General features: G+C 69.6%; 27 protein-coding genes. 10 read left to right on the forward strand and 17 right to left on the reverse strand.

What is annotated here, in order from left to right; genetic code table 11:
- Positions 1-969: an alpha/beta fold hydrolase gene (locus H521_RS23265; RefSeq protein WP_022893489.1), complete on the reverse strand. Its 969-nt coding sequence runs from the start codon at positions 967-969 to the stop codon at positions 1-3.
- Between the two features lie 130 nt (positions 970-1,099).
- On the opposite strand from H521_RS23265, the gene H521_RS0113135 reads away from it, so the two are divergent.
- Positions 1,100-1,510: a thioredoxin family protein gene (locus H521_RS0113135; RefSeq protein ID WP_022893490.1), complete on the forward strand. Its 411-nt coding sequence runs from the start codon at positions 1,100-1,102 to the stop codon at positions 1,508-1,510.
- Between the two features lie 9 nt (positions 1,511-1,519).
- Here H521_RS0113135 and H521_RS0113140 read toward each other — a convergent pair whose 3' ends face one another.
- From H521_RS0113140 to H521_RS23270, 4 genes are all read right to left on the reverse strand, one after another.
- Complete coding sequence (locus tag H521_RS0113140) at positions 1,520-2,131, reverse strand: hypothetical protein (RefSeq protein WP_022893491.1); 612 nt, start codon at positions 2,129-2,131, stop codon at positions 1,520-1,522.
- 73 nt (positions 2,132-2,204) lie between these two features.
- Positions 2,205-3,092 carry an LLM class flavin-dependent oxidoreductase gene (locus H521_RS0113145; protein ID WP_022893492.1) on the reverse strand — a complete coding sequence of 296 codons (888 nt, stop codon included), beginning with the start codon at positions 3,090-3,092 and terminating at the stop codon, positions 2,205-2,207.
- A gap of 69 nt (positions 3,093-3,161) precedes the next feature.
- On the reverse strand, positions 3,162-4,364 hold the full coding sequence (locus H521_RS0113150; RefSeq protein WP_022893493.1) for a trans-sulfuration enzyme family protein: 1,203 nt from the start codon (positions 4,362-4,364) through the stop codon (positions 3,162-3,164).
- A 30-nt stretch (positions 4,365-4,394) separates the two neighbouring features.
- Positions 4,395-5,417: an EamA family transporter gene (locus H521_RS23270; RefSeq protein ID WP_022893494.1), complete on the reverse strand. Its 1,023-nt coding sequence runs from the start codon at positions 5,415-5,417 to the stop codon at positions 4,395-4,397.
- A 92-nt stretch (positions 5,418-5,509) separates the two neighbouring features.
- Here H521_RS23270 and H521_RS0113160 point away from each other — a divergent pair, with 92 nt between their 5' ends.
- Entirely contained in the window at positions 5,510-6,058 is a 549-nt protein-coding gene (locus H521_RS0113160; RefSeq protein WP_022893495.1) for a CGNR zinc finger domain-containing protein, read from the forward strand.
- Positions 6,059-6,174: 116 nt separating this feature from the next.
- Here the strand turns inward: H521_RS0113160 and rpsO are convergent, their stop codons facing one another.
- On the reverse strand, positions 6,175-6,444 hold the full coding sequence (rpsO, locus tag H521_RS0113165; protein WP_022893496.1) for a 30S ribosomal protein S15: 270 nt from the start codon (positions 6,442-6,444) through the stop codon (positions 6,175-6,177).
- 209 nt (positions 6,445-6,653) lie between these two features.
- On the opposite strand from rpsO, the gene H521_RS0113170 reads away from it, so the two are divergent.
- The 4 genes from H521_RS0113170 to H521_RS23275 all read left to right on the forward strand — a co-directional run bounded on the left by H521_RS0113170 (position 6,654) and on the right by H521_RS23275 (position 9,352).
- Positions 6,654-7,124 carry a CHRD domain-containing protein gene (locus H521_RS0113170; protein ID WP_026482264.1) on the forward strand — a complete coding sequence of 157 codons (471 nt, stop codon included), beginning with the start codon at positions 6,654-6,656 and terminating at the stop codon, positions 7,122-7,124.
- 61 nt (positions 7,125-7,185) lie between these two features.
- Positions 7,186-7,380, forward strand: a complete 195-nt coding sequence (locus H521_RS0113175; protein WP_022893498.1) for a hypothetical protein — start codon at positions 7,186-7,188, stop codon at positions 7,378-7,380.
- A 61-nt stretch (positions 7,381-7,441) separates the two neighbouring features.
- Entirely contained in the window at positions 7,442-7,813 is a 372-nt protein-coding gene (locus H521_RS0113180) for a DUF488 domain-containing protein (protein WP_022893499.1), read from the forward strand.
- Between the two features lie 90 nt (positions 7,814-7,903).
- Positions 7,904-9,352: an HNH endonuclease signature motif containing protein gene (locus H521_RS23275; RefSeq protein ID WP_022893500.1), complete on the forward strand. Its 1,449-nt coding sequence runs from the start codon at positions 7,904-7,906 to the stop codon at positions 9,350-9,352.
- 21 nt (positions 9,353-9,373) lie between these two features.
- Here H521_RS23275 and H521_RS0113190 read toward each other — a convergent pair whose 3' ends face one another.
- The 3 genes from H521_RS0113190 to H521_RS26595 are packed head-to-tail and all read right to left on the reverse strand — an operon-like array spanning position 9,374 to position 11,304.
- A complete protein-coding gene (locus H521_RS0113190) occupies positions 9,374-10,258 on the reverse strand; it encodes a CPBP family intramembrane glutamic endopeptidase (protein WP_022893501.1) in 885 nt (294 codons plus the stop codon).
- Between the two features lie 11 nt (positions 10,259-10,269).
- Positions 10,270-11,160 carry a hypothetical protein gene (locus tag H521_RS0113195; RefSeq protein WP_022893502.1) on the reverse strand — a complete coding sequence of 297 codons (891 nt, stop codon included), beginning with the start codon at positions 11,158-11,160 and terminating at the stop codon, positions 10,270-10,272.
- A 9-nt stretch (positions 11,161-11,169) separates the two neighbouring features.
- Entirely contained in the window at positions 11,170-11,304 is a 135-nt protein-coding gene (locus H521_RS26595) for a hypothetical protein (protein ID WP_022893503.1), read from the reverse strand.
- Positions 11,305-11,310: 6 nt separating this feature from the next.
- Here H521_RS26595 and H521_RS0113205 point away from each other — a divergent pair, with 6 nt between their 5' ends.
- Both H521_RS0113205 and H521_RS25525 read left to right on the forward strand, forming a co-directional pair.
- Entirely contained in the window at positions 11,311-12,360 is a 1,050-nt protein-coding gene (locus tag H521_RS0113205; RefSeq protein WP_022893504.1) for a M4 family metallopeptidase, read from the forward strand.
- A 76-nt stretch (positions 12,361-12,436) separates the two neighbouring features.
- Positions 12,437-12,763: a protealysin inhibitor emfourin gene (locus tag H521_RS25525; protein WP_022893505.1), complete on the forward strand. Its 327-nt coding sequence runs from the start codon at positions 12,437-12,439 to the stop codon at positions 12,761-12,763.
- Here the strand turns inward: H521_RS25525 and H521_RS23280 are convergent.
- The 4 genes from H521_RS23280 to H521_RS0113230 all read right to left on the reverse strand — a co-directional run bounded on the left by H521_RS23280 (position 12,675) and on the right by H521_RS0113230 (position 16,652).
- Positions 12,675-13,370 (reverse strand): lysoplasmalogenase, encoded by a 696-nt coding sequence (locus H521_RS23280; protein ID WP_022893506.1) that lies wholly within the window; start codon positions 13,368-13,370, stop codon positions 12,675-12,677. The genes H521_RS25525 and H521_RS23280 overlap by 89 nt on opposite strands.
- 126 nt (positions 13,371-13,496) lie before the next feature.
- Entirely contained in the window at positions 13,497-13,868 is a 372-nt protein-coding gene (locus tag H521_RS0113220) for an FKBP-type peptidyl-prolyl cis-trans isomerase (protein WP_022893507.1), read from the reverse strand.
- A 210-nt stretch (positions 13,869-14,078) separates the two neighbouring features.
- On the reverse strand, positions 14,079-15,236 hold the full coding sequence (locus H521_RS23290; RefSeq protein ID WP_022893508.1) for a PrsW family intramembrane metalloprotease: 1,158 nt from the start codon (positions 15,234-15,236) through the stop codon (positions 14,079-14,081).
- 9 nt (positions 15,237-15,245) lie between these two features.
- Entirely contained in the window at positions 15,246-16,652 is a 1,407-nt protein-coding gene (locus H521_RS0113230; protein WP_022893509.1) for an FAD-binding oxidoreductase, read from the reverse strand.
- 76 nt (positions 16,653-16,728) lie between these two features.
- Between H521_RS0113230 and H521_RS0113235 the strand changes: the two genes are divergently transcribed.
- The gene (locus H521_RS0113235; protein WP_022893510.1) at positions 16,729-18,297 is read left to right on the forward strand and encodes a DNA-3-methyladenine glycosylase 2 family protein; all 1,569 of its coding nucleotides are present in this window, start codon (positions 16,729-16,731) and stop codon (positions 18,295-18,297) included.
- Positions 18,298-18,328: 31 nt separating this feature from the next.
- Positions 18,329-19,000 carry a FadR/GntR family transcriptional regulator gene (locus H521_RS0113240; RefSeq protein WP_022893511.1) on the forward strand — a complete coding sequence of 224 codons (672 nt, stop codon included), beginning with the start codon at positions 18,329-18,331 and terminating at the stop codon, positions 18,998-19,000.
- A 96-nt stretch (positions 19,001-19,096) separates the two neighbouring features.
- Here H521_RS0113240 and H521_RS0113245 read toward each other — a convergent pair whose 3' ends face one another.
- The 4 genes from H521_RS0113245 to H521_RS0113260 form a co-directional block, all read right to left on the reverse strand.
- Complete coding sequence (locus H521_RS0113245; protein WP_022893512.1) at positions 19,097-20,083, reverse strand: ABC transporter substrate-binding protein; 987 nt, start codon at positions 20,081-20,083, stop codon at positions 19,097-19,099.
- A gap of 79 nt (positions 20,084-20,162) precedes the next feature.
- The gene (locus H521_RS0113250; protein WP_022893513.1) at positions 20,163-21,194 is read right to left on the reverse strand and encodes an ABC transporter permease; all 1,032 of its coding nucleotides are present in this window, start codon (positions 21,192-21,194) and stop codon (positions 20,163-20,165) included.
- Positions 21,191-22,723, reverse strand: a complete 1,533-nt coding sequence (locus H521_RS0113255; RefSeq protein ID WP_022893514.1) for a sugar ABC transporter ATP-binding protein — start codon at positions 22,721-22,723, stop codon at positions 21,191-21,193. Before H521_RS0113255 ends, H521_RS0113250 begins: the two co-directional genes overlap by 4 nt.
- The gene (locus H521_RS0113260) at positions 22,720-23,205 is read right to left on the reverse strand and encodes an RbsD/FucU family protein (RefSeq protein ID WP_245560991.1); all 486 of its coding nucleotides are present in this window, start codon (positions 23,203-23,205) and stop codon (positions 22,720-22,722) included. The genes H521_RS0113255 and H521_RS0113260 overlap by 4 nt, the downstream gene beginning before the upstream one ends.
- Between the last annotated feature and the right edge of the window lie 61 nt (positions 23,206-23,266).

The raw sequence follows: 23,266 nt of genomic DNA on the forward strand, positions 1-23,266 counted from the left end.
TCACGGCGTGACGTCGGTCGCGGCGAAGAGCGCCAGCATGTCGCGCACCAACTGGTGCGGGGTCGTCTCGCACGGACTGTGCCCCGTCGGGTACACCGCGAGATGCGCACCGATCTCGCGGGCGAACCGTTCGTGCAGACTCAGCGGCCAGAGGTCGTGCTCGCCGATCGCGACGAGCTTGGGAACCGTCGACGCAGCGAGGCCGGTGCGCAGGTCGGGGGTGTGCATCATGAGCGCGATGATGTCGTCGACGCTCTCGCGGCGGGTCAGGGCGAACCGCTCGCGCACGAATTCGAGGCGGCGCGGGGGCACCCGGTTGAGGTTGTTGCGAATGCCCCACAGCATGAGTGCTGCCCCCTGCCGCGGTGACGTGAACCCACTGATCTGCCCGATGCGCTTGACGCCGCGAAACGCCTGACCGGGCTCGGGCGGCGCACTCAGCAGGGTGAGGCTCGCGAATCGGTCGGGTCGCTGCAGCAGGGCGAGCTCGGCGAGCGTTGCGGCGAAGCTGTAGCCGAGCACGTGCGCCGGGCCGGCACCGTCGTCGAGCACGGCGAGCAGGTCGTCGAGGAACAGCCGCTGGTCGTAACTGGAGCGCGGCCGCTCGAGGTTCCACGGCCCGGCTCGCCACGACTCGTACTGGCCGGCCAAGTCGAAGGACTCGACCCGATAGCCGGCGGCCGCGAAGAGCGGCATCATCAGCACGAAGTCCTCTTTCGAGCCCGTGGCACCCGGCACGAGCACCACGCGAGGCCCGCCGGCCGGACCGAGGGCGACTCGGGCGAGCGCACCGCTCGGAGCCGCGAACATCGAGTGCTCTGCCTCGGGCGGGAACACACGCCAATCGAGGTCGGGAATCGCCTCATCGGCCAGACGTGCGGCATCGGCCGCGGACTCCGGCTGCGATCGCCCGTCGACGACCGTGCCGCGCCGACGGAACGAACCGAGTGCGCCTCCGAATGCGACCACGGTTTCACGATACCGGCGACAGCCGACAGCACAGGCGGTTCGCGCGGCGAATCGCGACCGGGCGGCGGCACCCAGCTCGCTCGGAGCCGGCACCGGGCGCGGGCACAGCGAGCGCGCTTAGGCTGGAGGCATGGCTACCGTGGCACTCACCCTGGATACCTTCGAGAAGACGATCCTCGAGGGCGGCACCGTCTTCGTCGATTTCTGGGCGGGCTGGTGCGGCCCGTGCCTGCAGTTCGCGCCGAACTACGAGGCCGCCGCCGAGGCGAACCCCGACCTCACCTTCGCGAAGGTCGACACCGAAGACCAGCAGCAGCTCGCCGCCGCGATGAACATCACCTCGATTCCGACGATCATGGCCTTCAAAGACGGCGTGGGCGTCTTCGCCCAGGCGGGCGCCCTGCCCCGGCCGATGCTCGACGAGCTCGTCTCCCAGGTGCGCGGCCTCGACATGGAGCAGGTGCGCGCCGACCTCGCCGCGCAAGAGAACGCGGCCGCACAGGATGAGACCGCGCAGGATGAGACCGAGGCGACGGCCTGATCGTCGCCGTCAGTCGTCGTCGGCCGCGAGCGCTTCGAGTCCGCTGAGATCGAGCTCGACGCCGAACGGACGTGAACCGCCCGTGACGAGCGCCGGCACGCGAACGTAGGCCCCGCGCTCGCGACGCCCGTCGAGCAGTTCGCGCCATCGATCGTCGGCCGCAGCTCCGAGGAACCCGGCGTGACGCGGCCGATCGCCGCCCACGAGCTGCACGCCCACGCGGTAGCGGCGGGAGAGCCAGCGGCTCGCGCGCGGCACGAGCACGGCGTGCTGCTCGGTTCCGCCGTGCAGTCGGGCCAACTCGATCGCCGGCTGGTGGCGGTACGTGTCGACGACGGGCACGACCGTGCGCACCGCGCGCTCCACCCGCGTCGCATCGACGAGTTCGAGGCCCTCGAGATCGGTGAGGTCGCCCCAGCGGTCGGGGTTCGCGGGCCGGCCGCCACGCACGAGGCCCACGACGAGCCACGCGACCGCGGCGACGATGAGGAGCACGAACGGCCAGAGCAGCCACGGCGCGGCTTGCGGTCGGACGATGCCGGTCAGCAGGAGCAGTAGGAGCACGACGAGGAACGGTAGCGGCTCCCACTCGAGCAGGGGCTTCGAACGGGGCGCAGGCATGGCATTCAGGCTATCGCGGGCACGGATGCCGTTCGCGACGCAGGGCCGAGGCGCACGGTGGCCGTGGGCCGCCTCAGCGCAACTTCTGCATCAGCTGCGCCACGTCGTCGAGCACGGCCTCATCGCCGGCGTAGAGCCCGTGCTCTCGTGGCCAGTGGGCCACGACATCGGTGAAGCCGAGCTCGGCCGCGCGCCCCACGGCGTCTTCGAAGGCCGCGGCGCTCGCGAGGCTGTAGCGCGGCTCGGAGTCGAGCGAGAGGATGCGATCGAGGCTCGACACGTCGCGGCCCGCCGTCGCACAGGCATCATCGAGCCGCGAGCTCAGCTCGGCCAGGTGCCGCCACCACCCATCGGTGTCGTCGATCGTGCCACCGGTCGTCACCCAGCCGTCACCCAGCCGGGCCGCGAACTCCAGCCCTTTCGGACCCTCGGCGGCAATGTGCAGGGGCGTGCGCGGGCGTTGCGCCGGCTCGCCGACCATTCTCGCGCCCGACGCCGTGAACCACTCGCCCTCGAACGAGATGCCGTCGGAGCCCGGCTGCTCGAATCGCAGTAGCAGGTCGAGAGCCTCGGCGAACTCGATGAAACGGGCGAACCGCTGGCGGGGTGTGTACTCCGCCTGCCCCAGCACGTAGGCGTCGAAGCCCGTGCCGCCGGAGCCGACGCCGAGCATCAGGCGGCCGCCCGAGATCTGGTCGAGCGTCGCGACATCCTTCGCGAAGGGCACCGGGTGGCGGTAGTTCGGGCTCGCCACGAAGGTGCCGAGACGGATGCGCTCGGTGACGAGGGCGGCCGCGGTGAGGGTGGGCACGGTGGCGTGCCAGCGCTCCCCTGCGAGTCCGCGCCACGACAGATGGTCGTAGGTCCACGCGTGGTCGAAGCCCAGCTCTTCGGCCCCGCGCCAGTGGCGGGCGGCGTCGGGCCAGTCGTGCTGCGGGAGGATGATGATGCCGAAACGCATGATCCGAGTCTAGGCAGCGGGTGCGGTGGGCGGCAGCGGCGCAGCCGGCCGCGCTGATCGTGTCGCCGGTCAGCTTTCGATGGGTCCGACGGCCGCGTCGAGCGCCTGCCGCAGGTCGGCGATGAGATCGTCGGCGTCTTCGAGCCCGATCGAGAATCGCAAGTGGCCGTAGCGCTTGAAGCCGTCGGGGTAGAACGCGACGCGCGGCCCGGTCGTGCCGACGTGCACGATGAGCGACTCGTCGTGCCCGAGCGACACCGCAGAGGTGACGATGCGCAACGCCGCGACGAAGGCGTTCTGCACCTCGGGGCCGCCGTCGACGGCGAACGACATCACGCCGCCGTACGCCCCGCCGAACTGCGTTCGTGCAAGGTCGTGCTGCGGATGCCCGGCAAGCCCCGGATACGCGACGAACGCGATGCGCGGGTCGGCCTCGAGCATCTCGGCGACGCGCAGCGCGGTCGGGAAGGCCTGCCGCAGTCGCAGCGGCAGGGTGACGGATCCGCGCATGATCAGCCACGCGTTGAACGGGCTGATCACCCCGCCGACGTCGACCATGGCGTCGGCCTTCAGCTGGGTCACGAGTTCGCGACGGCCGATCACGGCGCCGCCCATGGCATCGCCGTGCCCGTTGATGTACTTCGTGAGCGAATGCACGACGAGGTCGGCGCCGTGGTCGAGCGGCCGGAAGAAGGGCGGCGGGGTGAAGGTCGAGTCGACGCTGAGCAGGGCGCCGGCCTCGTGCGCGATCGCCGCGACGGCGGCGACATCCGTCACCCTCGTCGTCGGGTTCGCGATCGCCTCGATGTGCACCAAGCGGGTGTTGGGTCGCACGGCCGCGCGCACGGCGGCGAGGTCGCTCGTGTCGACGAAGTCGGCGTGAATGCCGTACTTGTCGGGAAGCAGTTCGGTGAACAGCCGGAAGGTCGCCTCGTACGAGACGTCCGGCACGATCACGTGGTCGCCCGACTTCAGGAAGGTGAAGAACACGGCGTGCAGCGCCGCAACCCCGCTCGCGAGCACGACGGCGTCGTCACCGTGCTCGAGGATCGCGAGCTTCCGCTGCAGGCCGATCTGGTTCGTGCCCGAGTTGCGCGTGTAGAGCGGCTCTTCGGTGCCCGACCAGCTCATCGTCGACGGGTCGTCGGGCAGGGCATAGGAGTTCGCCATCACGATCGGGGTTCGGATCGCACCCGACCCGGCGTCGACGGCGTTGCCGGCGTGCACCGCCTGGGTCGTGTCGGCGAGTTCGGTCCAGTCGGCGCGCGTCATGACTTGACGCTACGCCCGGTGAGCCGCCTGTTACACGCGTGGCGCAACATTCGGGCTCGCCGGCGGAGCCGCCCGGCGCCGACGCCGACGGTGGCCGACGTCGGCAGGTACCGGCACCAGATCGACGTCGAGTGCCGTCGCCGGCAGGCCCGCCGGCCGCTCGAATCGCACGAGCACGATGCCGCCGAGGATGAGCAGGCCGCCGAGCGCCTGCAGAGGCCCGATCGCCTCGCCGAGCACGAACCACGCGACGATCGCGGCGAAGATCACTTCGGACAGACCGAGGAACGACGAGAGCCGCGCGCCCAGCAGGCGGATGGCGCTGATGCCCGCGACGTAGGCGAAGGCGGTCGAGACGAGGCCGACCGTGAGCACCGGCACCCACCACGGCGCGATCGTGCCGAAGTACGGCACCTCGGCGAAACTCGCGGTGAACGGCAGGGCGCCGACGAAACCGGCGGCACCGAGCACGACGGCACCGACCACGAAACCGCTCGCCGCGAGAGAGATCGGCGGCACCGAGGCATCCGCTCGCTCGCCGAGCACGTAGTAGACGCAGACGCCGATCATGGCGACGCCAGCGAGCAGCAGCCCGACGACGTCGAGTCCGCCGCCGCCCGGGCCGATCACGAGCACGAGCCCCGCGATCGCGAGCACCGACCCGACGAGCACGACGGCCTGCGGAGCCCGGCGCTGTCGCGCCCAGGCGAGCAGCACGAGCGCGACGGGCGCGAGGTACTCGATGAGCAGCGTCGTGCTCACCGGGATGAGGGCGATGGAGGCGTAGAACGCCACTTGGGTGCCGACCACCGCGATCAGCGCGTAGGCGAGCACGGTCCAGCGCGCACGCCAGAGCGGTCGGAGGTCGAATCGAAGGGCGATGAGCCCCGGCACGATGAGGGCCAGCGCGGCCACGCTGATGCGCGCGAAGACGGCGGCACCGGGCGACCAGCCCGACTCGAGCAGCGGCTTGACGACCGCACCGCCCGCACCGAACGCGAGGCCTGCTCCGAGGCCCAGCACGATGCCGAGAAGGCCCTTCGAACCGCGCATCCGCGTCTCCTTCGTTTCGGGACGCCACGGCCACGTCATGACCGAACAGCGTTATGCTCGTGACGTTACTCGCTGTCCGCGTCAGGAGTCAAATGATTTTCACCGATGACACCATCGCTTCGCTCAGTTTCGTCGCCGCGCTCGCGGACACGGTGCCCGAGGCATCCGAATCGGGCGTCGACGAACTCTCGACCCCGCAGCAGCTCGCGGCAGTGCTCGACGCGTGGTGGTACACCGGCCGGCGCGACGGCGACGCCGCCGAGGTGGCCGAAGTGGCGGCGGCGCGCGACCGGCTGCGCGCCCTCTGGCGACTGGACCGCGACGACGCCGTGGTCGAGGTCAACGCGATCCTCGCCGAGGCGCACGCGACCCCTCGACTCGTGCGGCACGACGATCTCGACTGGCACGTGCACGCGACCTCGCAAGAGGCGCCGCTCGCGGAGCGCATTCTGGTCGAAGCCGCGATGGCCCTCGTCGACGTCATCCGCGCCGACAGCATGGATCGCCTGCGCGGCTGTGAGGCCGACGATTGCGCCGGGGTCTTCGTCGACCTCTCGAAGAACGCGTCGCGCCGATTCTGCAGCACGCGGTGCGGCAATCGTATGGCCGCCCGGGCGCATCGAGCGCGCGTCGGCGAGTAGCGGCGCTACCCGTCGTCGACGGGCCGCCGAGAAACGCGAAACGGGCCGCCACCCGGAGGTGACGACCCGTTCGAAGAAGTTCGCGGTATCAGCGAGAGCCGCAGAGACGACTCTGCTTAGCGACGCAGACCGAGACGCTCGATGAGCTTGCGGTAGCGGTTGATCTCCACATCGGCGAGGTAGCCGAGCAGACGACGACGCTGACCGACGAGGAGGAGCAGGCCACGACGCGAGTGGTGGTCGTGCTTGTGCTCCTTCAGGTGCTCGGTGAGGTCTTTGATTCGCTTCGTGAGGAGCGCGATCTGAACCTCGGGGGATCCAGTGTCACCGGGGTGGGTCGCGTACTCTTCGATGATCGCCTTCTTGACATCAGCTTCAAGTGCCATAGATGGGATCCCCTTTCTCTTCGTTGCGCGCTGCCCGTGGCCGAATGCCTGGGCTCTCTTTGTGCGCGGCCGTCATGACGGCAACCTCAATACTCTACCAGAGCGGATGCCGCGTGGCCGCCCGCTCGCGCGGCACTCGAACCGGCCTCTTGATGCAAGCTCGTGGTCGGCGTAGCGTTCGGTCAAACCCGAGAAAGTGAGTGAACGTCATGAATTCGAGCAACCATGCCCGCACGAGCGCCCTCGCACTGACCTTCGTCGCCGCGCTGACCCTCGGCGGTGCCGGCGTCGCAGCGGCCGCACCCCCAGACAGCCCGGCCATCCCGCTGAACACCGGCCAGGAAGTGCCGGCGCCCACCCTCGATGGCAACCACGGTCTCGGCGGGGCACGTGGCACGTTCTCGTACGACATCGACGGATCGCAACTCTGCTGGGAGCTCTCGGTCACGGGCCTCTCGGCTCCGGCGACGGCTGCGCACATCCACGTCGCCGAGCGCAACGCCGCAGGGCCCGTCGTCGTGCCGCTGACCGTGCAGAGCGCGACGAGCTTCGAGACCTCGGGGTGCGCGACTCCGCCGCCCGCAGTTCTCGCCGCGATCGACGACGATCCCCGCGCCTACTACGTCAACGTGCACAACGCGAGCAACCCGGCAGGCGAGATCCGCGGGCAGCTCAAGTAGCGGGTCGGGTCGAGCTGCGTGAGTGCTTGCGGCTCGGCCAGCGGTGCGGGAAGCTTCCGGAATGCGCAAGCCAGTTCTCGTCGTCGTCGGTGCACTCGTCGTCATCATGGGCGTCGTCTTCACGCTGCAGGGCATCGGGCTCGTCGGCGGCAGTGCCATGACGGGTTCGACGCTCTGGGCGGTGCTCGGGCCGGTCATCGCGCTCGTCGGCATCGGCCTCGTCGTCGCCGGGCTGCGCAATCGGCGCGAGAGCTGACCGACTTCCGTTGCGGGCGCAGGCGCTTGGCACCACGGATGCCCCGGGGCAGACTGACCTCATGGGATTCGTCATCAAGCGGGTCTACGATCCCGCCGCGGCATCCGACGGCTATCGCATGCTCGTCGACAGACTCTGGCCGCGTGGCGTCTCGAAGGAGCGCGCCGAGCTCGACGCATGGAACACGGACGTGGCGCCCTCCCCCGAGCTCCGCACCGAGTGGCATCACGAACCCGAGCGGTTCGATGAGTTCGCGGCGCAGTACCGCGGCGAGCTCGACGAGAGCGATGCTGCCCGCGCGCTGGTCGCGCTCGGCGACGAGCACGACCGGGTGACGCTGCTCTTCGGGGCTCGTGACGAGCAGGTCAACCACGCGGTCGTGCTGCTCGAGTGGCTGCGGCAGCACGGAGCACCGGTCGAGCGAATCGACTGAGCACGGCAATGTGGGAAGTACTCGGAATTGAGTGCCTGACCGCTGTTTCTCCGCCGTTCGAGTGTCAGTGGGTGCTGTTTGGATTGAGTCATGTCAGCCACCGTGATCGCACCGCCCGAGGCGGCGTTGACATGGGAGCTGACGGCGATCTCTGCCTTCGACGGCATGATCCGGCAGATCCAGGCCGATCAGTACCGGCGCATCGCGCGAGCCCGCGCTCTCGCCGTCGAGCTCGAGGGTGTGACCGATGAGAGCACCACTGCCCAGCGCGATCTCGCCGAACGATCGTTCATCGCCGAACTCGCGACGACCCTCGGCCAGCATGAGACCTCCGCTGCGCGCATGGTCGCCGAGGCCGAGCGGCTCACCGGCCCGCGCGCCGCGACGCTCGAGGCGCTCGAGCGCGGCGACCTCGGGCTCACTCAGGTGCGATCGGTGCTCGAATTCACGCAGGCATTGCCTCCCGCGGTCGCCGATGCCGTTGAGCGTGTAGCCCTCGACGCCGCAGCAGCTTCAATGAACGACGGCATGGTCTCGACGAACACCGAGGTACGTCGCCGCATGCGCCGGGTGCGCGAGCGGCTGCATCCCGAGGCGTTGAGCGACCGGCGGACCCGGGCCGCTGATGAGCGTCGGGTCTGCTTCGACCCCGCGCCCGACGGCATGGCGTGGCTCAGCGTGTTGCTCGAGGCCGAGCGCGCGCTCGCGATCAAGCACCGGGTCGACGCGCTCGCGGCGCGCGACGCATCCGTCGACACTCGCTCGGCTGTTTCGCAGAAGATCGGCTCCTGCTCGGCCGACTCGCGCACGGCGACTCAGCGCGCCGCCGACATCGCGGCCGACCTGCTCCTCGGCGGTTCACTCGCCGACGACGAGCGCACCCGCACGCACGCGGGGTCGACCGGCGCGGTGCGGCCGCGCATCATGGTCACGGTGCCGGTGATGACATTGCTCGGGCTCTCCGACGAGCCGGCCGAGCTCGAGGGGTACGGCCCGATCGATGCCGACGCCGCGCGCAGACTCGCCGCGCACGCGCCATCGATTCGGCGCATCCTCGTGCATCCCGATACCGGCGCAGCCCTGAGCTACGGTCGCGAGCAGTACCGCGCGCCGGCCGACCTCGACGGCTTCGTTCGAGCACGCGACGGACGCTGCCGATTCCCGGGCTGCTCACGCCGCGCCGAGTTCGCCGACCTCGACCATACGGATGCGTGGGCGCACGGCGGCTCGACCGAGGCGTCGAACCTCGCGGCACTCTGTCGTCACCACCATCGCTTGAAACATGAGAGCGGATGGCGCGTGGTGCATGAGCCTGGTGGAGTCATGCGCTGGACCTCCCCGGCCGGGCACCTGCTCCGCACGCTCCCCGAAAGGCCCTTCATTTCGGTCGCGGCGGGCGATGGGTTCACGAGCGATCAGCACGCCGAGGCGAGGTCTTCGGGAGCGCCATTGCCCGATCCGATACCGCCCGATCCGGTCGGCACGTTCGATTCGACTGCCGCAGCCCCGGCAGCCGCGGAGATACCTCCACCGTTCTGAGGTGCAGCGACGGCGCGGGATCTACGGCGCCAGCAGGAAGATCGCGGGCCACCCCGTATGCGCGTAGACGATCACCGCGAACACGACGGCGTCGAAGAGCATGTGCACGACGAACACGTACGTCAGCGACTTCGTCAGCTTGAAGGTGTAGCCCTGAATGAGCGCGAACGGAATCGTGAGCAGCGGCCCCCACGACTGGTAGCCGAGCTCCCACAGGAACGACACGAACACGATCGTCTGCAGCAGGTTCGCCTGCCACGACGGGAAGTGCCGGCGCAGCAGCACGAAGACGGTGCACACGAAGAAGAGCTCGTCCCACGTGCCGACGGCGGCGACGCCGACGAACAGGCGCGCGATCGTGTCGGGCTCCGTCACCGTCGGCCAGTTCTGGTACGAACCCGAGGTGATGAAGTAGAACGGCAGGATCAACCAGCCGGCGAGCGTCACGAAGATCAGGTAGAGCCACTGCGTGCGATTCCAGCGTCGGCCGGTGCGCCACGGGAAGCGGATGACGTGCTCGCGGTACACGAACCGCGAGATGACGTAGGGCACGAGCACGGCGAGCCCGAGCACCACCGCGAATCGCACCATCCCCTCGTCGCTGAGATCGGCCTTCAGCGGCACCGTCGAGATGATGACCTGCCCGATGGCGATGAGCGCGAGGTCGGCGAGCAGCCGCTCAGTGCGGCCCGACCGGTCGCACAGCCACGCGGCGAGGAGGCCGGCCGCGAGCATCGAGTAGCCGGCGATCGGCAGCATGAAGCCGAACAGCAACACCGCGGCACCGCACACGAGCAGAGCCGGCAGCAGCGCGATGGGGTGCGTTCGCAGCGCCGGCGGTTCAGCGGATGCCGCGGCGCGCGCGTCGTTCGACTCGGGTGCCTGCTCGTCGTTCGTGCGCGACATCCGCTCGCCGCCTATTCGTCGTCGCCGAGTTCGCCGCGACGCGCAGCCTCTGCCCATCGGGCGAGGAAGACGGCGCCGGCCTCGTCGTGGATGAGATCGCCGGCGGTGAGCACCGGATACCCCGTGGCCGGGATGCCCTCGGCCGGCCGCACGTCGACGTGCCGCACGTGCTCGCCGCGCTCATGCAGCCAGTCGGCCATGCGGTAGTCGCCGCGGGAATCGCCCATCGTGCGCCAGTGCTGCGGGCGGATGCCTCGTTCGGCGAGCAGCGCGACGGCGCGCTCGGCGCCGAGGTCCTTGCCGAGACGCACCGACTCGACGTCGGTCGAGATGATGGTCGGATCGATGCGCCAGTGCACGCGACCCGCGGCATCCGGTCGTTCATCGCGCTCGCGCACGGTGCCGAATCCGCGGCCTGCGAGCGACTCGTGGGCGTGCGCATCGAAGCGCGGCTGGGCCTCGAGGTAGTCGGCGGATGCCACGTGCACGTGCTGCTCGACCGAGACCATCGCTCGCTTGGTCTCATCGAAGAAGGCGAAGTCGTCGAAGTGCGCCGCGACGTAGGCGCGCATGTCGGCGGCGAAGTCCGCGGGCATCGCGAGTTCGAGGTCGACGAAGACCTCGCCGAGTCCGTCGCGATCGATCTCGGCCCAGACAGCGCCCTTCTCGCAGATCGCCCAGACCGGGGCACCGGGCTCGAGTCCTGCGGCGAGGAGGGGCGGCACGACCTGCTCGGCGATGAAGGCATCGGATCGACCTGTGTTGAAGATGACGGGGTTGCCGGCATTCGCGAGCGCCGCGAGGTCGCGCGCGATCGACGGAATGGCGATCGATCGCGTCACGGGGCTCGCGATGGGGCCGTCGACGTCGAGCAGGAGGCCGAGGAGCGGAGCGGAGGTCACGTGTCAAGCCTACGTGCGCGGCGCCTCGCGGATGTCGCCGCTGCGTGCGAGCGCGTCCGTGCGCGGCGCCTCGCGGATGTCGCCGCTGCGTGCGAGCGCATCCGGGCGCGGCGCCTCGCGGATGTCGCCGGCTGATGCGAGCATCGAGCCATGCAGCAGATCGTGCCTCCCTACCTGCTCGACCGCATCGCCCACGCGGCCGGTCCGCGGTTTCCCCTCGCCGCCGAGGCGGCGAGGCGAGCGCTGCTGCGCGAGCCTCCCGCGCGACTCGGCATCGAGCCGTTGCACGACCTTCCGAGCCTGCTTCCCGACGTGCCGTCGTCGCCCGATCGTCGCATCTCCGATGCCGAGGGCCGGGAGTCGCTCCCTGGGCGACTCGTGCGCCGAGAAGGCGAGCGCGCCACGGGCGACGACGCCGTCGACGACGCCTACGACGGGCTCGGCGACACGCACCGCATGTTCGACCGGGTCTTCGGCCGCGACTCGATCGACGGCGCCGGCATGCCGCTCGAGGCGACCGTGCACTTCGGCGACCGCTACGACAACGCCTTCTGGGACGGCGAGCGAATGGTCTTCGGCGACGGCGACGGCGAGATTTTCCGGGGATTCACCGATTCGCTGAGCGTCATCGGCCACGAACTCGCCCACGGCGTCACCGAGCACACGGCGAAGCTGCGGTACCAGGGTCAGTCGGGTGCGCTCAACGAGCACGTTTCCGACGCCTTCGGCGCGCTCGTCGAGCAGTACTCGCTCGGTCAAGACGCGGGCGCGGCGAGCTGGCTCATCGGCGAGGGCATCTTCACAGATCAGGTGCAGGGCCGCGCGCTGCGATCGATGCTCGAACCGGGCACGGCCTACGACGATGACGTGCTCGGTCGCGATCCGCAGCCCGGTCACATGCGCGATTACATCGAGACGAGCGACGACAACGGTGGCGTGCACCTGAACTCGGGCATTCCGAACCGCGCCTTCGCCCTCGCCGCCGTCGAGCTCGGCGGCTTCGCGTGGGAGCACGTGGGGCGCGTCTGGTACGACGTGCTCACCTCGGGGCGACTGCCGATCGACGCCGACTTCGATCGCTTCGCCGCCGAGACCGTGCGCTCGGCGCGCGAGCGCTACGGTGCCGACAGCGGCGAGGAGCGCGCGATCGCCCGCGGCTGGGCTGCGGTCGGCATCGAACTGCCCGCGCCCGAAGCCTGAGCGCGCCGGCAGGTCGTGCACGCGGCGGCGCCAGTCCGCTGTCGGCAGGCAGGCGCACGGGAGTACCATCACGACCATGGACGTCATCGTGTCGCGCTCGGGCGGCCTCGCGGGCTTGCGCCTGACTTGGCACGTGCGTGTCGACGACCAGCCCGACTCCGACGACTGGTACGTGCTGATCGAGCAGATCCCGTGGAGCGAGCCACCGCCCCTGCCGCCCGAGCCCGATCGGTTCGTCTACCGCATCCGGTGCGAACTGCAGGACTCGGCGCCGGCGTCGCGCGCCCATGATGCGACCCTCGCCGAGCGCCAGCTCACGGGGCCGTGGCGGAAGCTCGTCGACCTCGTGCAGGACCGAACGGAGCCCGAGCGCGCAGCGCCGACACGACGCCCCACGCGATGAGGCCCTGCGCCGCGAGGTAGCTGAGCATCACCACGAGGTCGTGCAGCGCGAACTCGTAGCCCGGCAGGAACCGGCCGAGCGCGAGCACCGAATCGGAGACCACGAAGAGCGCCCCGCCGAGGGCGATGAGACCACCCCGCCCGCCCGCGAGCGCGCCCACGAGCCCAAGCACGGCGCCGTAGAGTGCCACCGGCATGAGCAGCGCGCCGAGGTGCGGGGCCAGCAGGGCCAGGAAGACGCCGTACCAGCCGACGTACACGAGCGTCCACATCGGCAGGCGTGTGCGACCGGCTGGAGCCGGCAGCTTCAGGAACAGCACGACGTACGCGAGATGCGCCACGAGGAAGCCGAGGAGCCCGGGCACGAAGAACCCCGGGAACGACAACAGCACGTCGCCCGCCCAGGAGGCCACGATCGCGGCGATGAGCCACCACGGCGTCGGCGTTCGCATCGGTCGGAGCGCCGCGATCACCGCGAACACGAGCGCGGGCATCAGGAGCGCCTTGGAGAGCGTGATCGCCTGGCCCGGGCCCGTGTGCAGCAGCACCAGGTGGAGCAGTGAGAGCAGGAGGTACGGCAGGAAGAAACGCAGGAGGCGATCGGTCACGTCATCGTGTCCTCGGGTCGAGGGGCGGGTCAGATCAGCGTAGCCGGGGCGGCCGCCAAGCCCGCAGGCGCGACGAAGGCCGGCGAGCAGATGCCCACCGGCCTTCGGAGAATGCGTCGGCCCGTCTCAGCTCACGCCGAGCAGGTCGATCACGAAGATGAGGGTCTTGCCCGAGAGCTGGTGCCCACCGCCGGCTGGGCCGTAGGCCTGCTGCGGCGGAACGGTGAGCTTGCGTCGGCCGCCGACCTTCATGCCGGGGATGCCCTCTTGCCAGCCGCTGATGAGCGACCGGAGCGGGAAGTTGATCGACTGGTTGCGGCTCCACGAGGAGTCGAACTCCTCGCCGCTGTCGTACTCGACGCCGAGGTAGTGCACGTCGACCGTCGAGCCGGGCTGCGCCTCGGCGCCGTCACCCACGACGATGTCTTCGATCACGAGCTCGGTGGGAGCCGGGCCGTCGGGCGCGTCGATCTCGGGCTTGCTGTTCGTATCGGTCATGTCTCCAGCCAAACAGGTTCCTGACTCACTCGCAATCGCGGACAACCGTCCACCACCCTCTTGCGCTGACTGCGAACAGGATGCACTCTGGAATTCGAGAACTCGTCGCCTGGTAGAGATGTCGGCAGTGCCACACCACAGGGCGGCGAGTTTCTTTGCGCTGGCACGCGGCCTGCAGCGCGCGTGATGCGTGCCCGATGCGCGCAGCGGTCAGCTGACGAGCACTCGGCGTTCTTCGACGACGGTTGCGAGCAGCGTCTGCTCGTCGGCGAAGACGCGCTCCCCCGCAAGTCCGGTCGCGATGCGCTGCCTCGTGAAGGCGAGGTGCGTGGCCGCCGTGATCAGCTTCTTCATCGCGCCCGTGCGCGGTGGAGTCTGCGACCGCGCCCACGCGCGCGCCTGGCGTCGCCCGCCCGGCGTCGCGAGCATCTCGACCTCGGCCGGGCTGAACCAGCCCGCGGCGCCGTATTCGGCGAGGCGCCGGCGGGTCACCCTCACCTCTTGCCTGCGGAGGAAGAACGTCAGCAGCACCGCACCGATGAAGATGGGCACCTGCACCGTGAAGTAGAGCCCGATGGCGTCGTCGGCGAACGTCAGCGATCCGTTCCAGAGCCCGTGCAGCAGCACCGCGCCGAGCAGCCCGAGCAGGAACCATCCGATGACCCCCGCTCCCCCGCCGCGCCGGGCGCCGATGCCGATCGCGAGCCCGGTGCACACGGTGAACAGCACGTGCGCGAACGGCGAGAACAGCCCGCGCACCACGAAGGTCGCGCCGAGCGATGCGGCACCTCCCTCGGCGAGCGCGGCACCGAAGTACAGCACGTTCTCGGTGAACGCGAACCCCGCCGCGACCGTCGCGGCGTAGACGATGCCGTCGACCGGGCCATCGAAGTGCGATCGCGAGAAGGCGAAGACCAGGAGCACTCCGACGCCTTTCGCGAGCTCCTCGACGATCGGCGCCTGCACGACGGCCTGCATCGCCTCGTCGCGGGCACCGCCGGGCTCGGCATAGACCAGCGCGAGCTGCACTCCGAGGTCGACGATGAGCGCGACGGCCACCGAGACGGCTGCGCCCCAGAGGAATGCGAACCAGAGTGCCCAGCGCGGCTCGGGCTCCCACCGGTCGATCCAGCGAACGGCGAGCAGCACGAGCGCGAGCGGCACGAGCGCGAGGAGCGAGCCGATCGCGAGCGTGGGCAGGCCGAGGCTGATCGCGATGTAGGCGATGACGAGCAGGCCGATCAGGCCGCCGACCACGATGCCGATGATCGCGAACACGAGGCCGCCGCCGCGGGTCTTCGGAGGCGCGGTCCAGATCGGCGGTGCCGGCGACGGATTCTGGGCGGGTTCTGGGGCCACGGAGGTCACCCGGGCAGCCTATCGAGCAGGCGGCAGCGGCGGCTCGAACATGACCCCGGGATTCAGGATGCCGGTCGGGTCGAAGAGCGCCTTGATGCCGCGCTGCAGCTCGAACGAGTCGTCGCCGAGCTCGTCGGCGAGCCACCGTCGCTTCAGCACCCCGACCCCGTGCTCTCCCGTCAGCGTGCCGCCGAGTGCGACCGCGGTGCGGAACATCTCGTCGGCGGCGGCCCACACGTGCGCGGGCACCTCATCGCCCGTGTAGACGAAGTTCGGATGCAGGTTGCCGTCGCCCGCGTGCGCGATCGTCGGGATCTCGATGCCGTGGCGGCGGCCGATCTCCTCGATGGCGCGGAACATCTCGGGCAGGCGCGAGCGCGGCACGGCCACGTCTTCGATGAGCACCTGCCCCGACGCGGCGAGCGCGGGGTGCATCGCCCGGCGGATGCCGAGCAGGCGGTCGCCGGTCGCGGCATCCGTCGAGAGCGTGACCCGGCCACCCGAGGCAGCGAACAGGCGTGCGATCTCCGCCGCCTCGTCGGCGGCGCCGGCTCCGTCACTCTGGGCGAGCAGGAACGTCTCGGCGCGGGTGACGGTCTCGAGCGGGGTGCCGGCGAGTTCGGCCGGTCCGAGAAAGCGCGCGACCCTGGCGAGCGCCACGGCGTCGATGAGTTCGAGCACCGCGGGCCGCAGGCGAGCGGCGGTGACGGCAGCGGATGCCGCGGCGGCGGTCTCGACGTCGGGGAACACCGCTGCCACGGTCACGATCTCGCCCGCGGTGATGGGTCGCAGTCGCACCGTCGCCTCGACGATGACACCGAGGGTTCCCTCGGAACCGGTGAACAGCGCGGTGAGGTCGTAGCCCGTGACGCCCTTCACCGTTCGGCGCCCGGTGCGCAGCAGCCGGCCATCGGCGAGCACGACCGCGAGGCCGAGCACGGCCTCTCGCGTCACCCCGTACTTCGCGCAGAGCAGACCGCCGGCGTTGGTCGCGATGTTGCCCCCGATCGACGAGATGGCGCGGCTCGCGGGATCCGGTGCGAACCAGAGCCCGCGAGCGGCGAGCGCGTCGTTCAGGTCGCCGTTGAGTACGCCCGGCTCGACGACGGCGAGTTCGTCGGCCTCGGAGACCTCGAGCACCCGGTTCATGCGCGACAGGTCGAGCACGATGGCTCCCGTGCTCGCGATCGCCCCTCCGGCGAGGCCGGTCCCGGCGCCTCTCGGCACCACGGGTGTGCCTGTCGCGTGGGCGATGCGCATGGTCTGCTGCACTTCGGCGACGGATGTCGCGTGCACGACGGCGATCGGCGGGGTGGCGCTGCGCCAGCCCGATCGGTCTTCACGACTCGCTTCGAGATCCACGTCGGCAGTGGACACGGCGGCCCCGAGGGCGTCTTGCAGGAGGGACACGACGGCGTGCGGCATTCCTCCACCCTATGGCGAACCCGCTGGTGTCCGATTTCCGCCGGTCGATGTCGGTGCGGCGTGCAAGGCTGGTGCCATGACGAGCACCACGACGAACCGCCGACTCGCGATCGAGCCGCTCGACGACCCCCTGTTCGCCGAGCGATACCGGGCGATGCAGGCGCGAGACGCCCGCTTCGACGGGCAGTTCATCACGGGCGTGCACTCGACTGGCATCTACTGCCGGCCGAGCTGCCCGGCTGTCGCCCCGAAGCCGAAGAACGTCAGCTTCTACCTCACTGCGGCTGCGGCCCACGAGGCAGGCCTCCGCGCTTGCAAGCGGTGCCTGCCAGACGCTGTGCCCGGCTCCCCCCAGTGGGATCTGCGCGACGATCTCGCCGCCAGGGCCATGCGCCTCATCGCCGACGGCGTCGTCGAGCGCGAGGGCGTTCCCGGGCTCGCGGCTCGACTCGGCTACACATCGCGGCACCTCACCCGGGTGCTCACGGCCGAGCTCGGTGCCGGCCCGCTCGCACTCGCTCGCGCGCACCGCGCTCAGACCGCACGCGCGCTGCTCACCTCGACGAGGCTTCCCGCGGCAGACGTGGCCTTCGCGTCCGGCTTCGGCAGCATTCGGCAGTTCAACGACACGATCCGCGAGGTCTACGAGCGCAGTCCGCTCGAGCTCCGCGCCGCGGCACGAGGGCGCGAGCGTGGCCCGGCACCCTCGGCGTCATCGGGCGCCCCCGGGGTCGCACCGCTCGACCAGACGGTCGAGAGCGGCGTGGTGCGCCTCCGGCTTCCCGCACGCGCGCCGTTCGACGCGGCGGGCGTCTTCGCCTGGCTGGCAGCCAGGGCACTCGATGGCGTCGAACGTGCCGGTGACGACCGTTACGAGCGCACCCTCCGCCTCCCCGGCGGGCCTGCCGTCGTCGCCTTCTCCTCAGCGGGAGACTCCACCGCGCCGGCCATCGAGGTCGAGGCGCGGCTCGCGACGCTCGCCGACCTTCCGCCGCTCGTCGCCCGGGTGCGCCGGCTCTTCGATCTCGACGCCGATGCGGTGGCCATCGACGCGCTGCTCGCCCGCGACCCGGCGCTCGCGGCATCCGTCGCCGAGACTCCCGGCATCCGGGTGCCAGGATGCCTCGATCCGCACGAACTCGTCTTCCGCGCGCTGATCGGCCAACAGATCTCGGTCAAGGCGGCACGCACGGCGCTCGCCAGGCTCGCTGCCGAACTCGGTGAACGAGTGCCACCGCACACCGATGGCGCCCCCACAGTACTGTTCCCGACCGCGGCGACCATCGCCGAGCACGGGCACGCCGTGGTCAGGGGTCCGGCTGCGCGCGTGCGCACGATCGTCGACGTCGCGACCCGGCTCGCCTCCGGCGCGCTCATCGTGGCACCCGAGTGCGAACGGCACGAACTGCAGGCCGAACTGCTCGGCGTTCCCGGCATCGGCCCGTGGACCGCCGGCTACGTGGCCATGCGCGTCACCCGGGCTCCCGACGTGCTGCTCACCGGCGACCTGGCGCTGCGCAACGGCGCCGCGAATCTCGGGCTCGCGTCGTCGCCGGCCGATCTCCAGGCTATGAGCGGACGCTGGGCACCGTGGCGCAGCTACGCCTCGATGCATCTCTGGCGCGCCGCGGGCACAAAGATCTGATGTCTCGCCCGGCTCGCGCTACGATCACCGTATGGCCGTCACCGACGAAGCGATCCTGCGCATCAAAGAGATGATCATCGCGGGCGAACTCGCCCCTGGCGATCGGCTGCCTCCTGAGAAGGAGCTCAGCGAACGGCTCGGCCTGTCGCGCTCGTCGCTTCGCGAAGCGGTCAAGGCACTCGAGGTGATTCGGGTGCTCGACGTGCGCCGCGGCGATGGCACGTACGTCACGAGCCTCGAACCGCGTCTGTTGCTCGAGGCGATGTCGTTCGTCGTCGACCTCCACGACGACCACTCGGTGCTCGAGATCTTCGCGGTGCGACGCATTCTCGAACCCGCAGCGACCGCCCTCGCGACGCGCAACGCCGGCCCCGACGACGTCGACCGACTGCGTGAGATCGTCGCGAGCGTCGACCACGCCGCGGGGGTCGAAGCACTCGTCGAGCACGATCTCGAGTTCCATCGCGGCATCGCCGAAGCCGCGGGCAACGCCTATCTGGCGAGCCTCATCGACTCGCTCTCGAGCCACACGGTGCGTGCCCGCATCTGGCGTGGCATCACGCAGGAGAACGCGGTCGAACGCACGCTCTCCGAGCATCACGCGATCCTCGACGCGATCGCCGCGGGCGACGGCGATCTCGCATCGGCGCTCACCGTCGTGCACGTCAGCGGCGTCGAGCAGTGGCTGCGCTCCGCGCTCTGAGCCCGACGAGCTGAACACAACAGGCTCGAACACGACGAGCTCGACCACGACGAAGGGGGCGCCGGCCGAAGCCGACGCCCCCGCTACATCCGGCGCTTACTCGTAGAGGACGGCCTGGATCTCTTCGTCGTCGATGTTCGACGCGTCGTACCAGTAGTAGCCCGTGTCGATGGTCTTCGGCAGCTTCTTGCCGTCGAGCGCCTCGACCGCCGCCTTCACCGTCTCGTAGCCGATGCCGACCGGGTTCTGCGTGATCGCGCCGATCATGAGGCCGTCGCGGATCGCGTCCATCTGCGCCTCACCGGAGTCGAATCCGACGACGGCCAGTTGCGCCGGGTCGATGCCGAGTTCCTTGACGGCTTGCACGACGCCGATCGCGGAGCCCTCGTTCGAGCCGTAGATGCCCTTCAGGTCGGGGTTCGCGGCGAGGATCGCCTTCGCGAGGTCCGCGGACTTCGCCTGGTCGCCGCCGCCGTACTGGATGTCGACGATCTCGATTCCCGGCTCGTTCTCCTCCATGTAGCCGACGAAGCCGTCGCGACGCTCCTGGCCGGTCACCGACGTCTGGTCGTGCACGACGAGGGCGACCTTGCCCTCGTGCCCGACTGCATCGGCCATGTGCTTGGCCGCCTCAGCGGCGGCAGCGAGGTTGTCGGTCGCGGCGGTCGTCAGCGGGATGTCGCTGTCGACCCCGGAGTCGAACGCGATGACCGGGATGTTCGAGTCCTTTGCCTGCTGCAGCAGCGGGCCGGCGGCCTGACTGTCGAGGGCTGCGAACCCGATCGCAGCGGGGCTCTTGTCGAGCGCCGTCTGCAGCTGCTGGATCTGCTGGTCGACGTCGGCCTCGGTATCGGGACCCTCGAACGTGATCTCGACGCCGAACTCCTCTGCCGCCTGCTCGGCGCCCGACTTCACGGCCTGCCAGAACTGGTGTTGGAAGCCCTTCGAGACGAGCGCGATGTACGGCTTGTCGCCGCCCTCTGCGCCCGTCTCCGAGCCTCCGCCGTCGCTCGCGCAGCCGGCGAGCACGAGGGCTGCGGCAACGGCGCCGACGATGACGCCCATCGTTCGCTTCTTGAACATGGTCACTCCTTGGTGTTGTGGGTACTCGTGGTGGAACGGGTGGAAGTGGTGCACGAACTGGAGACCGCGAGCCGGCCGCTCACGATCGGCGACGTCGAAGCATGTCGAGGTAGACGGCGACGAGGATGACGACGCCGACGGCGACCGACTGCCATTCCTGCGGAACGGAGATGATTCGGAGGCCGTTCGTCAGCACGGCCATGATGAGCGCGCCGATGACGGTGCCGATGATCGATCCCTTGCCGCCCTGCAGCGAGGTGCCGCCGATGACGACCGCGGCGATCGCCTCGAGCTCGAGGCCCATGCCGCCGGTGGGCTGGGCTGACGAGAGACGTGAAGCGCTCAGCACCCCGGCGAGGCCCACGAAGAGACCGGCGAGGGTGTAGATGAGGATTTTCCAGCGCCGCACATTGACGCCCGAGAGAGCGGTCGCCGCCTCGTTCGAGCCGATCGAGAAGGTGTAGCGCCCGATGATCGTCTTCGAGAGCAGCACGGCCGCGACCACGATCATGACGATGAAGATCGCGACGCCGAGCGGGAACCGCACGCCGGGGATGATCGAAAGGTTCATGATCGACTGGAACTCGGGAGTGTCGTTGAAGTAGATCGGCTTCGTGCCCGAGATCACGAGTGAGAGTCCAGCCGAGATCAGCATCATGCCGAGCGTCGCGATGAACGGCGGAATGCCGAACACCGAGATGTTGACGCCGTTGATGAGCCCGATGAGCCCGCCGAAGAGGATCGTGGCAGCGACGCCCGCCCAGATCGGCCAGCCGAGATAGGTGAGGAACACCCCGGCCATCACGCCGCAGAGCACCATGCCGGTGCCGATGGAGAGGTCGATGCCTCCGGTGATGATGACGAACGTGGTGCCGAGTGCCAGGATGCCCGTGACCGTGGCGGCGGTGAGGATCGAGACGAGGTTGTTCGTCGTGAAGAAGTGCGGACTCGCGAAGGAGAAGGCCGCAACGATCACGATGAGGCTCGCGAAGGCGAGCAGTTGCTGCAGCGAGCCGCGCAGCCAGGCGAGGCGAGGTGCACCGGCCTCGACCGCGGCGAATGCCGTCGTCGACGGGTTCGGTGCAGGCGGTTGCGTTGTCGTCGGGGTCATCGTGCGATCGTTCCTTCGCTGCTGAATCGGGTGGCGTAGTCCATGAGGTTCTCCTGCGTGGCCTCGGCGTTGTCGAGCATCGCGGTGAGTCGACCCTCGGCCATGACCGCGATGCGGTCGGCGAGCCGGAGCACCTCGGGCAGTTCGGAGGAGATCATGATGATCGCCTTGCCCTGGTCGGCGAGCTGTCGGAGCAGTGTGTAGATCTCCTCTTTCGCCCCGACGTCGATGCCGCGGGTCGGTTCATCGAAGATGAGCACCTCGCAGTCCTTCGCGAGCCATTTCGCGATGACGACCTTCTGCTGGTTGCCGCCGGAGAGGTTCTTGACCAACTGCGCGGTCGATGGCGTCTTGATGCGGAGCTTCTCGACGTACTCGCGACCGGTCGCCTCGATGCGCGAGCCGTTCACGAATCCGAGGCCCGAGACGTAGTCGCGCAGCGAGGCCAGCACGATGTTCTCCCGCACGCTGCGCTCGAGCAGCACGCCGAGCTGCTTCCGGTCCTCTGAGAGATAGCCGATGCCGTGACGGGCCGCCTCGGCGGGGTTCGAGATGTTCACCGCCCGCCCGTGCACGAGGATCTCGCCCGATTCGATGCGATCGGCGCCGACGATCGCGCGGGCGACCTCGGTGCGGCCGGCCCCCATGAGCCCGGCGAAGCCGAGGATCTCGCCGGCCCGCACGTCGAAGCCGACATCGCGCAGCAGGTTTCGCGTCGTCAGGCCGCGCACCGAGAGCACGGGCTCCCCGCTCGCCGCCGCCGATGCAGGGCGCTGTTCGCCGACGATCTCGCGACCCACCATCAGCGAGATGATCTCGCGCGGTTCCGTCTCGGCCGTGATTCGCGTGCCGACGTATCGGCCGTCGCGAAGCACCGTGATGCGATCGGAGATGCGTGCGAGTTCCTCCATGCGGTGCGAGATGTAGATGACGCCGGTTTCCGGTGTGCGGAAGCGGCGGATCAGCTCGAACAGCACGTCGACCTCGGTGTCGTTCAGGGCGGCCGTCGGTTCGTCCATGATGAGCACCTTCGCGTCGAACGAGAGCGCCTTGGCGATCTCCACCATCTGCTGACGCGCGACGGTCAGGCGCTCGACGGGTTCCGACGGGTCGAGCGCGAGCCCGAGCCGGTCGAAGAGGTCTTGAGCGCGGCGATTGAGCGCGCGCTCATCGAGGAAGATGCCGCCGGTTCGGCGCTCGCGGCCGATGAAGATGTTCTGCGCGACCGTGAGGTCGGACATGAGGTTGAACTCCTGGTGGATGATCGAGATGCCGAGTTCCTGCGCGTGCCGAGGGCCCTCGATCACGAGTTCTTCGCCGTTCAGGCGGAAGATGCCGGCGTCGGGGGTGTAGATGCCGGCGAGCAGCTTCATCAGCGTCGACTTGCCGGCCCCGTTCTCGCCCACGAGCGCGAGCACCTCGCCGTGTCGCAGTTCGAGTTGCACATCGGCGAGGGCCTGCACGCCGGGGAACCCCTTGCTGACCCCCTCGATGTCGAGCAGCGACGTGGCGGCCTCGACGGCGCTCATCGTGCTGCTCCCGTCGGCGTGTACTCGTTCACGACGCCCTTGCGGAGCACGACGTTGCCGTAGGGTCGCAGCTCGCCCGTGCGAACGACGAGTTGCGCAGCGGTCGCCCGGTCGTAGAACGCGAATCTCTCGAGCTGCTCGACCCGATCGGCGGTGGTGTCGGCTGCTGCGATGAGTTCGTGCTGCACCGCCGACCGCACTCCGTGTTCGGCAGCCATGAGCAGCACCGAAGGTCCTTCATGGGCGTCGAGCGGAAGAACAGTGCGGATCGCACCGACGACCTCGGCGGCCGCGAGGGCGGGCGCCTCGATGACGAGTGCGCCGACGCGGTGCGCCGGAAAGTTCGCGTCGGCGACGACGAGTTCGTCGCCGTGACCGAGCCGATCGAGCGCGGCCAGCAACTGGCCGCCGAGGATCGGGTGGATGCCACTCAGCACGTGCGCCTCTCTTCCTTGAGATTTCGGGATGAGTGTACTACTCATCCGATGTTTCGTCCGGTATTGCTCGAAATTGTTGCTGAATTGTCTTCAAAGTACCGAAAAC

The organism is Agromyces subbeticus DSM 16689 (assembly GCF_000421565.1).
GTDB classification, from domain to species: Bacteria; Actinomycetota; Actinomycetes; order Actinomycetales; family Microbacteriaceae; genus Agromyces; species Agromyces subbeticus.